This window comes from Lentzea sp. JNUCC 0626 (assembly GCF_043632865.1).
Classification (GTDB): Bacteria; Actinomycetota; Actinomycetes; order Mycobacteriales; family Pseudonocardiaceae; genus Lentzea.
On the sequence record NZ_CP171635.1, the window covers coordinates 611,134 to 625,228 of the forward strand.

At 70.6% G+C, this 14,095-nt stretch carries 11 protein-coding genes and 1 pseudogene; 9 read left to right on the top strand and 3 right to left on the bottom strand.

The window, feature by feature from the left end:
* Window position 1: 1 nt before the first annotated feature.
* Both JNUCC0626_RS02960 and JNUCC0626_RS02965 read right to left on the bottom strand, forming a co-directional pair.
* Window positions 2-496: a beta-class carbonic anhydrase gene (locus tag JNUCC0626_RS02960; RefSeq protein ID WP_394618082.1), complete on the bottom strand. Its 495-nt coding sequence runs from the start codon at window positions 494-496 to the stop codon at window positions 2-4.
* 62 nt (window positions 497-558) lie between these two features.
* Entirely contained in the window at window positions 559-3,201 is a 2,643-nt protein-coding gene (locus tag JNUCC0626_RS02965) for a helix-turn-helix transcriptional regulator (RefSeq protein ID WP_394618083.1), read from the bottom strand.
* Between the two features lie 97 nt (window positions 3,202-3,298).
* On the opposite strand from JNUCC0626_RS02965, the gene JNUCC0626_RS02970 reads away from it, so the two are divergent.
* From JNUCC0626_RS02970 to JNUCC0626_RS03010, 9 genes and pseudogenes are all read left to right on the top strand, one after another.
* Window positions 3,299-3,754, top strand: a complete 456-nt coding sequence (locus JNUCC0626_RS02970) for a VOC family protein (protein ID WP_394618084.1) — start codon at window positions 3,299-3,301, stop codon at window positions 3,752-3,754.
* A complete protein-coding gene (locus JNUCC0626_RS02975) occupies window positions 3,754-5,097 on the top strand; it encodes a dihydrolipoyl dehydrogenase family protein (protein ID WP_394618085.1) in 1,344 nt (447 codons plus the stop codon). The genes JNUCC0626_RS02970 and JNUCC0626_RS02975 overlap by 1 nt, the downstream gene beginning before the upstream one ends.
* Window positions 5,094-5,687, top strand: coding sequence for a VOC family protein (locus JNUCC0626_RS02980; protein ID WP_394618086.1), 594 nt, complete (start codon window positions 5,094-5,096; stop codon window positions 5,685-5,687). The genes JNUCC0626_RS02975 and JNUCC0626_RS02980 overlap by 4 nt, the downstream gene beginning before the upstream one ends.
* A gap of 23 nt (window positions 5,688-5,710) precedes the next feature.
* Window positions 5,711-7,195, top strand: a complete 1,485-nt coding sequence (locus JNUCC0626_RS02985) for a leucine-rich repeat domain-containing protein (protein WP_394618087.1) — start codon at window positions 5,711-5,713, stop codon at window positions 7,193-7,195.
* A gap of 196 nt (window positions 7,196-7,391) precedes the next feature.
* A pseudogene (locus JNUCC0626_RS02990) lies at window positions 7,392-8,221 on the top strand (NAD(P)-dependent alcohol dehydrogenase).
* Window positions 8,222-8,268: 47 nt separating this feature from the next.
* Window positions 8,269-8,775 carry a DUF4231 domain-containing protein gene (locus tag JNUCC0626_RS02995; RefSeq protein WP_394618088.1) on the top strand — a complete coding sequence of 169 codons (507 nt, stop codon included), beginning with the start codon at window positions 8,269-8,271 and terminating at the stop codon, window positions 8,773-8,775.
* A gap of 57 nt (window positions 8,776-8,832) precedes the next feature.
* Window positions 8,833-10,281 (top strand): carboxylesterase/lipase family protein, encoded by a 1,449-nt coding sequence (locus JNUCC0626_RS03000; RefSeq protein WP_394618089.1) that lies wholly within the window; start codon window positions 8,833-8,835, stop codon window positions 10,279-10,281.
* 2 nt (window positions 10,282-10,283) lie between these two features.
* A complete protein-coding gene (locus tag JNUCC0626_RS03005) occupies window positions 10,284-11,936 on the top strand; it encodes an NlpC/P60 family protein (protein WP_394618090.1) in 1,653 nt (550 codons plus the stop codon).
* A gap of 62 nt (window positions 11,937-11,998) precedes the next feature.
* Entirely contained in the window at window positions 11,999-12,436 is a 438-nt protein-coding gene (locus JNUCC0626_RS03010) for a tetratricopeptide repeat protein (protein ID WP_394618091.1), read from the top strand.
* 48 nt (window positions 12,437-12,484) lie between these two features.
* On the opposite strand, the gene JNUCC0626_RS03015 is transcribed toward JNUCC0626_RS03010, so the two are convergent.
* Window positions 12,485-14,095, bottom strand: a complete 1,611-nt coding sequence (locus tag JNUCC0626_RS03015) for an SDR family oxidoreductase (protein ID WP_394618092.1) — start codon at window positions 14,093-14,095, stop codon at window positions 12,485-12,487.

Below are 14,095 nucleotides of genomic sequence, written 5' to 3' on the forward strand. Positions count from 1 at the left end.
CTCAGCAGGCCTGCGGGCGTTGCGGTGCGGCCGGACGGACCTCTTCGGTGTCGACGTCGTAGACGTAGCCACCGATCCAGCCCTTGAACGGGACGAAGGGGTTCGCCCGGATCCGCGCCACCGACTGCAGCACGTCGAGGTCCACGTCGTCGAACCCGTCGGCCGACCACTCGGGACTGAACCCGGCGGTGGCGGTCAGGTCGTCGCGGAACTTCTCCTCGTCGAACCCGGCCATGCCGCACTTGGTGTGGTGCAACAACATGATGTGCCGGGTGCCCAGCTTGTGCTGGCTCACCGCGAGCGACCTGATCACGTCGTCGGTGATCACGCCGCCCGCGTTGCGGATCACGTGCGCGTCGCCGGTCTTCAGGCAGAGGATCTCGTAGACGTCCATGCGGGCGTCCATGCACGCGACGACGGCGAGTTTCTGGTCGGGTTCGGCGGCGTGCTCGGCGGGCACGCCGCCCAGTTCGTGCAGCTGTTTCATGATCGCCATGACCGCAGTGTGCGGCCGAACGGTCCAGTGCGGCAATCCGGACGGCCGATTTGTTCCGCTCGTCAGAACTGGGCGTCCCGGAGCTGGCGGCGCGAGGTCACGCCGACCTTGCCGAACACCTTGCGCAGGTGCCACTCCACGGTCCGCGGGCTGAGGAACAGCCGCGTGCCGATCTCCGGGTTCGAGAAGCCCTCCTTGGCGAGCTTCGCGATCTGGTACTCCTGCGCGGTCAGTTTGTCGGTCGGCTCTGCGGTGCGTTTGCGGGCCGTCTCGCCGGTCGCCTGCAACTCGCGCCACGCCCTGTCCGCGAACGTCGGCATCCCTGCTGCCGTCAGGACTTCGTGGGCGGTGCGGAGGTGGTCGCGGGCTTCTACTCGATGGCCTTCGCGGCGCAACCACTCGCCGTGCAGCAGGTGGGCGCGGCCGAGTTCGGTGCGCAGCGCGGTCTGTTCGAAGTGGACGATCGACTCGGCGAACCCGGCCGGGTCGCCGTCGAGCGCCCGGAGTCTCGCCCTGATGCCGAGCGACCACGGTGTGTCGACCCACAGCTTCGACCGTTCGAGTGCGGCGGAGACTGCTTCTGTGTCACCGGTGCGGGAGGCGGCTTCGGCGAGTTCGGATGTGATCAGGCAGCTGTAGACCAACGATTCCGGCACGCGTTGGGCGGCGGCGAGGGCGAGGTCGTGGCGGCCGAGTCCGTTGTGGAGGATCGTGAGCGTCCAGTCGGCGAACACGGCGAGCCTGCCCTGGCCTGATTCCAACGCTTCGGCGCGGGCCGCGGTCGACAGGTCCTCACCCCGGAACGCGGCCTGCATCAGCACCGAGTAGCCGACGGCCGGGGTGCCGGTGACCTCCGCGATCCGCCGGTCCTCCTCGATCAACGCCTGCGCGGCGGCGGAGTCGCCGGCCATGATCTCGTTGTCCGCCAGGAAGTTCAGCGCGAACTGCAACTGCACGAGCGCCCCGGCGTCGCGGGCGAGCCTGACCTGCTGGTGCGCGAACGCCCGGCGCGCCTCGAAGTCCCACAGTTCGCTCGCGATGATCCCGGCCGCCCGGTTGCCGAAGAGCCACGGCGTGCCCGTCTTGAGCGTCTTCACCTCGTCGAGCGCCCTGGTCATGGGTTCCCGGGCCGCCGCGTAGCCCTCGGTGAGCCGGACGGTCAGCGCGTCGAGCACCAGGTCCAGCGCGCACGCCGGGGTGCGTGGCGGGGGAGCAGGGCGGGCGGTGTGCGCCGCCCCGGCCCAGATCTCCGCCGACAACGCCTCCAGGTGCGTCTCGCGGGCCAGGTCGAGGTCGAACGGGGTGAGCCTGCGCGCGGCGCTGAACAGCAGCGGCGCCGCGTCGGCCACCCGCCGCTGGTCGAACGCGATGTGCCCGCGCAACTGCTCGACCTGGGCGCTGCGCAGTTCGTCCGGCGGCCCAGCCTCGACGGCGCTGAGCAGCCGGAGCGAGGCGTCCAGCGACCCGGCCTCGCGCTTGGCCCTGGCGGCGGCGAGCTCGCGGTCGGCACGGCGGCCGGCGTCGGGGGTGAGAACGGCGGCCTGCTCCAGGAACGCGGCCGCGGCGAGCAGCCCGCCCCTGGCCTGCGCACGGCCGGCGGTGTTCGCCAGCGAGGCGGCGACCTGCTCGTCCGGTGCGGCGGTGCCCTGCGCCCGGTGCCACGCGCGGCGGTCCGGGTCGATCGACTCGTCGGTCACGTCCGCCAGTGCGTTGTGAACGTTCAACCTGTCCGCGACCGACGCCGAGCGGTACACGGCCGAGCGGACCAGCGGGTGCCGGAACCGGACGCGGGCACCGAACTCGACCAGCCCGGTGTTCAGCGCGGCCGCGGCGGGGTCGGCGCCCAGCCCGAGGAGCCCGGCGGCCTGCCAGAGCAGGGTAGCGTCGCCCAGCGGTTCGGCGGCGGCGGTCAGCATCAGCAGCCGGGTGTCGGTGGGCAGCTCGTCGATCTGCCGGGCGAACCCGGCCTCGATGCGGCTGGTCAGCCCTCCGGCGTCGAACCCGTCGGCCAGCTCGGCCGTGGTCCAGGCGCGCGGGAGTTCCAGCAACGCCAGGGGGTTGCCGCGGGCCTCGGCCACGATCCGGTCGCGCACCCGGCCGTCGACCGGTCCCTTGATCACCGACTCCAGCAACGCGCGCGAGTCGGCGTCGTCGAGCCCTCGCACGTGCAGTTCCGGCAGCCCGTCGAGGTAGTCGTTGCCCTCGCGCAGGACGAAGAGCAGCGCGATCCGTTCGGCCAGGAGGCGGCGGGCGACGAACCCGAGCACCGCCGACGACATCGAGTCGAGCCACTGCGCGTCGTCCACCAGGCACACGAGGGGCTGTTCGTCGGCGACCTCGGCCAGCAGCGTCAGCACCGCCAGGCCGACCATGAACCGGGTCGGCCGCGGCCCGCTGGCCATGCCGAACGCCGTGGCCAGGGCTTCGCGTTGCGGCGCGGGCAGGCGGTCGAGCCGGTCGAGGAACGGCGCGCACAGCTGGTGCAGGCCCGCGTACGGGAACGCGCTCTCGGACTCGACTCCCGCGGCCCGCGCGACCCGGAACCCGTCGGCCCTGCTGGACACCTGGTCGAGCAGCGCGGTCTTGCCGATCCCCGCCTCGCCGCGCAGCACGAGCACCTGACCTGCGCCGGAGCGCGCCTGCGTGAGCAGCCGGTCCAGCGTCTCGCCCTCGGCGCGCCTGCCCAGCAGTCCTTCGTCCGACACGGGCCCGAGCCTACGGGCCAGGGACTCACCAGGGTGTTCCACGGGTTCGAAGAGGGCCCGTGCGGGAGCAGAGTCGTGTCATCGACCGAACGAGGAGATGACCACGATGGACTACAAGCTCGAGGTGACCGTCATCCCGGTCCGCGACATCGACCGGGCCGTGCACTTCTACAAGGCGCTGGGCTGGCGTTTCGATGCCGAGTTCGCCGACGACGAGGGCTACCGGCTGGTGCAGTTCACGCCCACCGGGTCGCCCGCCTCGATCATCTTCGGCACCGGTGTGTCGAACGCTCACCCCGGCAGCGTCGAGGGGCTGCACCTGGTCGTGTCCGACATCGAGGCCGCCCGCGAGGACCTGCTCGGCCGGGGCGTGGAGGTCAGCGAGATCTTCCACGACAAGACCGGGGTGTTCCACCACGCCGGGGTCGAGGGACGGGTCGCCGGTGCCGATCCCGGCCGGGCCAGCTACGGGTCGTTCGCGTCGTTCAGCGACCCGGACGGCAACGGCTGGGTGTTGCAGGAGGTCACCACTCGGTTGCCGGGGCGTGTGTGATGGCCGCCCGGTACGACGTGATCGTCATCGGTGGCGGGTCACCTGGCGAGCACTTCGCCGCGGCCGTCGCCGAGGGCGGGCTGCGGGTGGCCGTGGTCGAGCGCGAGTTGCTGGGCGGGGAGTGCTCGTTCTTCGCCTGCATCCCGTCCAAGACGTTGCTGCGGGCCGGTGAGGTGCTGGCGGCGGCACGGCAGGTGCCCGGTGCTCGCGAGGCGGTGAGCGGTGAGGTCGACGTTCAGGCTGTGTTGGCGTGGCGGGACTTCATGGTCTCGTCCTACGACGACGCCGGTGGCGCGAAGTGGGCCGAGGGCGCCGGGATCGACGTCCTGCGCGGTCACGGCCGGATCGCCGCGCCCGGGGTGGTCGAGGTGGAGGGGCAGCGCTACGAGGCCGACCACATCGTGATCGCCACCGGGTCCGCGCCGTTCCTCCCGCCGATTCCCGGGCTGAGCGAGTTGGAAGTGTGGACCAACCGGGAGGCCACCGGCGTTCGGGAGATCCCGCGGCGGTTGCTGGTGCTCGGTGGCGGGCCGGTGGGTGTCGAGATGGCGCAGGCGTTCCGGAGCTTCGGTGCCGAGGTCGCTCTGGTCGAAGGCGCGGACCGGGTGTTGCCCCGCGAACCCGAGGCGGCCGGGCGGACGTTGACCGAGGCTTTGGCGGCGGACGGGATCGAGCTGCACCTCGGTTCGCACGCCAGCAGGGCGTCGTTCGTCGACGGCGAGTACGTGCTCGACTTCCCGGACGGGTCGCAGTTGCGGGGTGACAAGCTGCTCGTCGCCACCGGACGACGGCCGCGCGTCGACGGGATCGGGCTCGAGAACGTTGGTGTGGAAGCAGATCCGCGCGGGATCAAGACCGACGCGCGGATGAACGTGACTGATGGTGTCTGGGCGGTCGGTGATGTGACCGGGCAGTGGAACCTGACGCACGTCGGCAAGTACCAGGGACGTGTCGCCGCCGCGAACATCCTTGGACAGCAAGCCGTTGTGAACTACGACGCGGTTCCTCGGGTCGTGTTCACCACCCCCGAAGTCGCTGCGGTCGGTGCGGCGGAAGGGAAGTACACGGCCACCGCGCACCTGTCCGGTGTTGCACGCACGGCCACCTACACCCGTGAGTACGACACGCGGCCCGGGTTCTTGACGCTCGTGTCCGACGGCGAGGTGCTCACCGGCGCGTACGCCGTCGGGCCGGAAGCGGGCGAGTGGCTCCAGCAGGCCACCGTCGCGATCCGGGCGAAGGTGCCCCTGACCGTGCTGCTCGACGTGATCCAGCCGTTCCCCACTTTTTCGGAGGCGTTCCTCAACGCGCTCCGCGACCTTGCGAAGGACGTAGCGAAGTGAAGCTCGAAGAGATCGACATGAAGCTCGAAGTCACCGTCATCGGCGTCACGGACGTCGACCGCGCCAAGGAGTTCTACAGCCGGCTCGGATGGCGGCAGGACGTCACGCCGCCGTGGGTCGTGCAGTACACGCCGCACGGGTCCACCGCGTCCATCCACTTCGGTGAGGGCGTGACGACGGCGGAACCCGGTTCGGGGCGCCACTTCCTGATCGTCGCGGACATCGTGGCGACGCACGAGGCGTTGCTCGCGGGCGGGATCAAGGTCGGGCCGCTCTACCACGGTGGTCCGGACGGGCCCGTCGAAGGCGCGGACCCCGAGCGCCGCAGTTACTTCACGCGTGCCGAGTTCGCCGACCCGGACGGCAACCTGTGGATCCTGCAGGAGGTCACGACCCGCCTGCCCGGCCGGGTGGACGCCGACGACACCTCGTACACGTCGATCACCGACCTCGCGGCGGCGTTGCGCCGGGCCGCGGTGGCGCACGGCGAGCACGAGAAGCGCAACGGCGGCGAGTTCGACGAGAACTGGCCCGACTGGTACGCCGAGTACATGGTCAAGGAGCAGACTGGCGCGGAGTTGCCCCAATAGGTTCACGCAGTAGGTTTTCTCTTGTGAACGTTGACAGAGCGCTGCGCGGGACGCCGACCAGGTTGGCGTTCCGCGCGCTTTGTGCTGCGGGTGTGACGGCGATCGAGGAACGGATCGCCGACTGGCCGGATGACGTGCGGGAGGCGCCGTACTCGTGGGTCGCGGCGCTGGAGTCCGGGTTCGTGAGGCCTGGGTGGCCGCTCGTGCGGTCGCTGGACCTGCACACCTCTCAGCACGGGATGCTCCGGCTGGCCTTGCCGGATCCGCGCGTGCGGCCCGAGGTGCGGGCGGTGCGACGGCTGAAACTCGGCTGGTACGCCATGGAGCAGGTGGCGGCGCTGCCGGAGATCGCCGAGCACTGGGACGCGTTGCGGGCCGTGGAGTTCCGCGGGCTGATGAAGTTCGACGGGCGGGCGCTGGCCCGGTTCGCGGGCGGGGAGGCGTTCGGCCGGTTGGAATCAGTGGCGGCCGACCTGCCGTTGCCCATCGGCGGGCCCACCCGGTTGCGGCACGTCGGGATGCGCGCGCCGGACCTGGTTCACCTGCTGCGCAACGACTTCCTGCCGGAACTGCGGTCGGCCGAGGTGCGCGTGGCGACCGTCGAGGAAGCGCGGGAGCTCGCCGGCTGCCCGCTGGCCGGGCTGGATCTCGCGCTCGAGTTCCACTGCGACGCGACCGAGTTCTTCGCCCGTGCCGAACTCGGGAACCTGACCCGGCTCAAGATCCAGGGCTCACTGCCGGACGTGGACCTGCCCGTGCTCGAACACCTCGATCTCAGCGGGGAGATCACCGGGTCGCCGCACTACTACAGTCCGGACGTCCGGCCGATCCGCGACGTCCAGGCGCTCGCGCGGTTGCCTCGGTTGAAGTCGCTGAACCTCGCCGCCACTGGCCTGACCGACCTGCGCGCGGTGCTGGAACTCCCGCTCGAATCCCTTGACGTGTCAGGGAATCCGCTCGGGGCGCTGCCGGACGGACCCGTGTGGCGCACGGTGCGGTCGGTGCGTGCGGACAACTGCGCGATCGGGAAGCTGGACTGGTTGCCGGACGCTCCCGAGCTGGACGGCATCTCGTTGGCGCACAACGACATCGACTCGGACGGCGTGCGGGCGTTGGCCCGGTGGCCGGTGACGCCCCAGCTGTGGGAGCTGAACCTGCACGACAACGTCATCGGTGACGACGGGCTGATCGACCTGGCTCGATCTGGTGTGGCAGCACAACTTCTCGAACTAGACCTGGCCCAGGACGCCTGGACCGCGGGCCGCCGCCGGTACCGAACCGCGTTGCCCGCCGAGGTCGTGGAGGCGTTCCCGAACCTCGACGCGCTGTTCACCGGTGTCGTCGACGGCTACCACGGCACCCGGCCGTCGACCGGGCTGCTGCCGTCCGCACGACCCGAGGTCGTCACGTTCCTCGATCACGTCAAGCCCTACGAGTTCGACGGGGAGGACGAGGACCCGGAGCCGCCGGTGGAAGACTTCCGGGCTCGCCGTAGGGGTCGTCCCTGATGTGCCGGGGCTGACGCGCGGCGAAGCTTTCCTCACGAGCGAGTGAGGGAGTCCCGCCATGAAGGCGATCGTCCAGGACAGATACGGCTCCGCGGACGTGCTGGAACTCAGGGAGGTCGACCGGCCCGTGCCCGCCGCCGGCGAGGTGCTCGTCAGGGTCAGGGCGTCGTCGGTGAACGCCGCCGACTGGCACATCATGCGCGGTGACCCGTACTTCGCGCGGTTGTTCCTCGGGCTCAAGGCACCGAAGGCGCGGATCAGGGGAATGGACTTCGCGGGTGTGGTCGCGGAGGTCGGGCCGGGCGTGAGCGGCATGCTCCAGGTGGGCGACGAGGTGTTCGGCGAGGTCGAGGGGTCCTTCGCCGAGTACGTGCGGGTGCCCGCGAACCTGGTGGCGCACAAGCCGTCCAACCTGACGTTCGAGCAGACGGCGACGCTGCCGCTGGCCGGCAACACCGCGTGGACGGGGCTGCGCGAACTCCAGGCCGGGCAGCGGGTGCTGATCAACGGGGCGTCCGGCGGGGTCGGGCTGATGGCCGTGCAGATCGCCAAGGCGCGCAAGGCCGTCGTCACGGGGGTGTGCAGCACGCGCAACGTCGAGCAGGTGCGGTCGGTCGGGGCCGACCACGTCGTCGACTACACGACGACGGACTTCACCCGTTCCTCGCAGGTCTACGACGTCGTCTTCGACCTGGTGGGAACCGGACGATGGCCGAGCTGCGGGCGTTGCTGACGCCGGACGGCACGCTGGTGCTGTCCGGGGGCGGCAGCTTCACCGGGGGAACGCTGTTCGGGCCGTATCGGCTGATCATCCAGGGTCGGCTGCTGGCGTCGTTCGCCCGGCAACGGCTCGTGGTGCTGGAGGCCAAGCCCAGCAAGGAGAACCTCGACGCGCTGCGGGAGCTGGCCCAGTCGGGGAAGCTCGTGCCGGTGATCGAGCGGACCTATCCGCTGACGGACGTGCCCGCCGCGATCCGGTACGTCGAGTCGGAGCACGCGCGGGCGAAGGTCGTCGTGACAGCCTGACTATCGTTGGGGGGACCGGTGTTCAGTTCCTTGAGGGGGGAACCGACATGAAGTCCATCCCTGCTTTTCCGGCACACGTCGCGGAGATGAACGACGGGGTGATCGCCACCGCGGACGCGTACGGCCAGTGGTTGCGGACGTTCTACGACACCCGCGCGCACTGGCACCGGCGGTTCTACCGGCTCAGCGGGACGCTGGTGATCGTCGTCGGCGCCGCGCTGCCCGTGCTGACGAGCCTCGAGTACCCCGGCAAGGCCCTGACGATCTCGCTCGCCGGTTTGCTCGTGGCCGGGTTGACGGGGTTGCGGGCGTTCTACCGGTGGGACCAGTCGTGGGTGTTGCTGCGCAACAGCGAGATGGCGGTGACGGCGGCCTACCTGGAGTGGAAGTCGACTCCCGGCAACTTCCCGGCTTCTGATGACGCCGCGCAGCTCGCGGTGCAGGAGAAGGCCGCGAGCGCGTTCATCGAGCGGCTCGGCGAGCTCAGGAAGCTGGAGGCCACCCGGTACTTCAAGGATCTGGCGTTCCCGGACCTCAACGGTGCCAAGTCCTGATCCGGCCACCGGTAAATCCCTGGCGTTCTCGGTGATGGTGCGCTGACGATTCCCGCCATGGTCGAGGTACGGGTCACCGGTGGCACGGTTCGCGGTGTTGTCGAGGCGGGAACGGCGGTGTTCCGCGGCGTTCCGTTCGCGGCGCCTCCGGTGGGGGAGAGCAGGTTCGCGGCGCCGCGGCCGGTCGTGCCGTGGGACGGGGTACGCGAGGCGGTCGAGTTCGGGCCGCCGCCACCGCAGGCCGGGCTGCTCGGGATGGGCGGGATCGGCTCTTCTGGGGACGAGTGGCTGACCGTCAACGTCTGGTCGCCCGACCTGTCCGGCGGGCTGCCGGTGATGGTGTGGATCCAGGGCGGTGCCTACACGGTCGGCACGTCCGGGTTGCCCGAGTACGACGGCACGCGGCTGGCGGCGGACGGCGTCGTCGTGGTGACGTTCAACTACCGGGTGGGCGTCGAGGGATTCCTCCAGATCGACGGCGCTCCGGCCAACCGCGGCCTGCTCGATCAGGTCGCCGCGTTGGAGTGGGCGAGCGCTAACATTCATGCGTTCGGCGGGGATCCGGGCCGGGTGACGGTCTTCGGGCAGTCGGCGGGCGGGGGATCGGTGGCGGCGTTGCTCGCCATGCCGCGTGCTGCCGGGTTGTTCTCCCGGGCGATCGCGAGCAGCGTGCCCGGGGTGTTCTTCGCACCGGACCTGGCCGCCGACATCGCCTCGGTGTGCGCGGCGGAGTTGGGGCTGCGTGCTTCGGTCGCTGATCTGTCCACTGTGGAGCCCGAGTTGCTGACGGCCGCCGGTGACGAGGTCATGGCGAAGATGACGCAGTTCCCGCGTTGGGGTCAGGTCGCGCACAAACGGATCCCGTTCGCGCCCGTGGTCGACGGCGACGTGCTGCCGGTGACGCCGTGGGAGGCGTTGAGGGCGGGTGCCGGGCGGTCCGTCGAGTTGATCGCCGGGCACACGCGGGACGAGCAACGGCTGCTCTCCGTGCTGGACGGGCTGATCGGCCAGGTCACCGCGTCGCAGGCGGCACAGGCGGTGGAGGTGTTCGCGCCCGGACTGGCCTATCCCGCGCTGGGACCGGAGGAGTTGTTCGAGACGGTGTGTTCGGACTGGCTGTTCCGGATGCCGTCGCTGCACCTCGCCGAGGCCCAGGTCGCCGGTGGTGGACGGGCACACGTCTACGAGGTGACCTTCGCGCCGACCGAGATGTTCCGCGCCTGCCATGGCCTGGACGTGCCGCTGGTGTTCGGCAACCTGGACCGGGGTGGGACAGCGGCGGTGCTCGGGGAGGTCACGCCGGTCGTGGAAGAGGTGTCGGCGCGGATGCGGACGGCGTGGAGCGGATTCGCGATCGACGGCGACCCGTGGCCCGCCTACGGCCCGTCGAACCGGCTGACGCGGGTGTTCGGGGAGCGGGACGAGGTCGTCGCTTATCCCGAGGAGGTGTCCCGGCAGATCTGGGAGGATCACGTCATCGACGTGATTTCCGTTCTGGGGGAGTAGAAATGCCGTCTTTGAACCGCAGATCCGTGCTGGCCGCGTTCGCGGCCGGCGCCGCGGTGCCGCTGGTGGGCTCGCAGCCCGCGCACGCCGGTGCCGCCGCTTCAGCCGCAGCCGTCGAGGGGGACGTGGTGTCGTTCGCGCGTCAGCGGATTCCCGGCCTGATCGCGTTCGGCGACCCCGGCTGGTTCCCGGACCCGGTGCGCGGAGACCTCACCGTCGAGACGGTGCCGGGCGGGCGCACCAGGGTGTCCGACGCGAAGGGCGTGCTGGCAACGCTCACAACGGGCGCCCGCACCGTGACCGTGCGGGGCCCGCGCCGGTCGTTCACCGAGCAGAAACGGCCGTTCGCTGACGTGTTCGCGCGCACCGTCGTGGACGGCTGGGGCACGTCACCGGGTGGCGGCCGGTGGAGCAGGACGAACGGCGAGACCGCGGACTACCGGGTCGAACCCGGCCAGGGCGTGATCAGGCTGGCGAGGACCAACGCCAGCTACTTCATGACGTTGAACGACCCGGCGATCGGCGACTTCGACTGCGTCGCCACGGTCTCGCTGAGCACGGCACCGGCGGGTGCGGACTCGTCGATCGCCCTGACGTTCGGCTACCAGGACTTCGACAACCACTACCGCGCCAGGCTCGCGTTCAGCCCCAGCGGCGCCGTCCGGCTCAGCGTCGACCGCGAACTGATCGGCGTCCCCCTAGCGTTGGCTGCGGGGGTGAACGTCGGCACCGGCATAGGCCGCTGGCACGTCCGCGTGGCCCGCTCCGGCAGCACCTCGCAGGCCAAGGCGTGGCGCGACGGCACGGCCGAACCCGGCTGGACGCACACCGTGCAGGACACGACGTTCGGCGCGGGCAAGCTGGGCGTGCGCGCGATCGCGTCGACGAACAGCACCGCCTCGAACCAGGCACAGGTGCACAAGTTCGAGGCCACCGGCACCTGGGCCCGCCCGCCGGTGGTCACGCACGACACGTGGGTCCGCGTGCTGCCTGAGCCGTTCACCGGCTGGAACACCGAGACGGAGATCCGCGTGCGGGCCTGGGCGACCGACGTCTCCCCGGACGTGCTGGCGTACTGCGCGATGCTGCAAACGGGAGCGGCACCGTACTTCGAGGGCGGCAGGCAGGTGCTCGGCGAGTCCGGCTACGGCCCGCTGAACCCGGACGGCACGCGCATCGAGGGAGCGGACTTCCACGAGTACATGGGCGTCGCGTGGCAGTTCCCCACCGGCGAGACGCGGCCCGCGCCCGGCCCGCAGTGGCACCGCACGCTGGACTGCTCGGGCATGGTCCGCATGGTCTTCGGCTACCACCTGGGCGTGCCGATGAACTACACCGGCGTTGTCAGCGGCCACCTCCCGCGCCGCTCGCGGGACATCGGCCCGAACGGCCCCGGTGTGATCGTGCACAACGACCGCACCTACACCGACGTCCAGCCCGGCGACCTGGTGGTGTTCGACGCGGACGCCGAGGAGGCCACCGGCCAACTCGACCACGTGGGCGTCTACATCGGCCGCGACCAGGACGGCCGCTACCGCTTCGCGTCGAGCCGCAAAACCGTGAACGGTCCCACGATCAGTGACCTCGGTGGTGCCTCCACTTTGGACGGAACGGGCACCTACGCGCAGTCGTTGCGGATCGTCCGCCGGGTATGACGACGGTGGGGAATACCTGTCCCGCCCACGCGTTGGAGGTGAACGGAAGGGAGGTTCTCCTCATGAACGAGTTCTCCGTGCACGACAGCACCGGATTCCACGCGTACCAGCCGAACGGTGGTGTGGCGGCAGACCGCTGGGTCACGGTCCGGCACCTGTTCGACCAGGACCACGTCGAGACTCCCGCCGAGAAGTGGGAGCGCGCACAACTGCTGTTCGAGTCCCGCGACTACATCAAGGCGGCGCAGCTGCTCGCCGAGGTGGCGGACGAGGTCCCGTTCCAGACGGACCTCTACCTCCTGCTGGCGCGGGCGTACTACCACTCGGCGCAGCTGGGCAAGGCCGAGGCGCGGCTCCGCGTGATCGTGGACCGAGACCCGGTCGAGCACTACGCGCACCTGCTGCTGGGGCGGACGCTGGAGCGTCAGGGTCGGCCTGAGGAGGCCGCGCCGTGGCTGCGGCTCGCGGCCGCGTTCGGCGGGGACCTGGCCGAGGTCTAGGACAAACACGTGAGGGGCGGCTGGTCAGGCCGCCCCTCACTCGTCCCCCTAGCCCACGTCGAACTTGGCGAAGCTGCGCAACAACCCCGGCACGACCCGGCTGGCCACCCTCGCCGCCTTGGCCTCCACCGTGACCGGCACCACCGGCCGGTTCCTCCGCACCGCGCGCACGATCTCCCGCGCCACGCCCTCCGGCCCGAACCCGCGCCGCGCGTAGATCCGCGACGCCCGGTCCTGCTTGCGCCGTTCCTCGTCCGAGCTCACCCCGGAGAACGTCGTGGTGGCCGTGATGTTCGTGTTCACCACGCCGGGACAGATCGCGCTCACCCCGATCGCGTGAGGCGCGAGTTCCGCGCGCAGGCAGTCCGACAGCATGAACACCGCCGCCTTGCTGGTGGCGTACGCGGAGAGGATCTTCGACGGCAGGTAGGCCGCCGCCGAGGACAGGTTCACGACGTGGCCGCCCTCGCCACGTTCGATCATCAGCTCGCCGAACGCCCGGCAGCCGTGCACGACACCCCACAGGTTGACGTCCAGCACGCGTTGCCACTGCTCGGTCGAGGTCGACATGAACGACCCGGAGTGGCCGATGCCGGCGTTGTTCACGACCACATCGGGCACGCCGTGTTCGTCCGCGACCTGCCGCGCCCACGCCCGGACGGCCTCCTCGGAGCGCACGTCCACCTCGTAGGCGTGACCGTCGATCAGGTCGGCGGTCTCCTTGGCGGCCCGGAAGTCCACATCGGACACGATCACCTCGGCACCGGTCTTGGCGAAAGCGACCGCCGTGGCCCTGCCGATCCCGCTGCCACCGCCGGTGATCACCACGAGCTCGCGCTTCGGCGTGGAGTCGGTGACGAACTCGCTGATCATCCGGGACAGGGGTGCCGGATGGCTCAACGGTGCCCAGTGCCCGGCCGCGATCCGCCGCCGGGTCAGCGACGGCACCCAGCGTTCGAGGTCGAGCGGCTCGGTGCGGATGTAGCGGTCGCGGGTCGGCTGGATCACCTGCACCGGCATGGGCGCGAGCCGCTGCCGCGGTGACCGCATCACCTGGCGGATGTTGGCCCGGTACAACGAGATCCCGCGCACGGCGTCCCGTGTGATCGTGCGCGCGGGCGTGACCTTCACACCTTCCAAACGACGGAGCTCGGCACCCCAGCGCGGCCCGAGGTAGAGCCGCCAGAACAGCGGCGCGAGCACCGGCAGGTGGAACGCGCCGATGTACCAGGACCGGACGAACTGCCTCAGATGCGCCACCGACAGGCCCTTCCGCGACCAGTGGCCCATGTGGTCGAGGCACGGCCCGGAGATCGAGGTGAACGTCGCGATCCGCGCCCCCGGCGTCGTCACGGCTTCCCACGACTGGATCGACCCCCAGTCGTGCCCGACGACGTGCACCGGCTCGTCCGGGCTGACCGCGTCGATCACCGCGAACAGGTCGGCCGCGAGCCGTTCGAGCCGGTAGCCGTCCTCGGTGGACGGAGGAGTCGAGTCGCCGGCGCCGCGCACGTCGTAGGTGACGACCCGGAAGTCCTTCTCCAGCAACGCCGCCACCCGGTCCCAGACCTCGTGCGTGTCCGGATACCCGTGCACCAGGACCACCGTCGGCCCGTCGCCGCGCACCTGCACGGCGAGTTCGACTTCCCCGGAACGCAC

Excerpts from the sequence above, each read along its gene's own strand:
- JNUCC0626_RS02960 (WP_394618082.1), bottom strand. The coding sequence starts at position 496 with ATGGCGATCATGAAACAGCTGCACGAACTGGGCGGCGTGCCCGCCGAG.
- JNUCC0626_RS02970 (WP_394618084.1), top strand. The coding sequence starts at position 3,299 with ATGACCACGATGGACTACAAGCTCGAGGTGACCGTCATCCCGGTCCGC.
- JNUCC0626_RS02975 (WP_394618085.1), top strand. The coding sequence starts at position 3,754 with ATGGCCGCCCGGTACGACGTGATCGTCATCGGTGGCGGGTCACCTGGC.
- JNUCC0626_RS02995 (WP_394618088.1), top strand. The coding sequence starts at position 8,269 with ATGAAGTCCATCCCTGCTTTTCCGGCACACGTCGCGGAGATGAACGAC.
- JNUCC0626_RS03000 (WP_394618089.1), top strand. The coding sequence starts at position 8,833 with ATGGTCGAGGTACGGGTCACCGGTGGCACGGTTCGCGGTGTTGTCGAG.
- JNUCC0626_RS03005 (WP_394618090.1), top strand. The coding sequence starts at position 10,284 with ATGCCGTCTTTGAACCGCAGATCCGTGCTGGCCGCGTTCGCGGCCGGC.
- JNUCC0626_RS03010 (WP_394618091.1), top strand. The coding sequence starts at position 11,999 with ATGAACGAGTTCTCCGTGCACGACAGCACCGGATTCCACGCGTACCAG.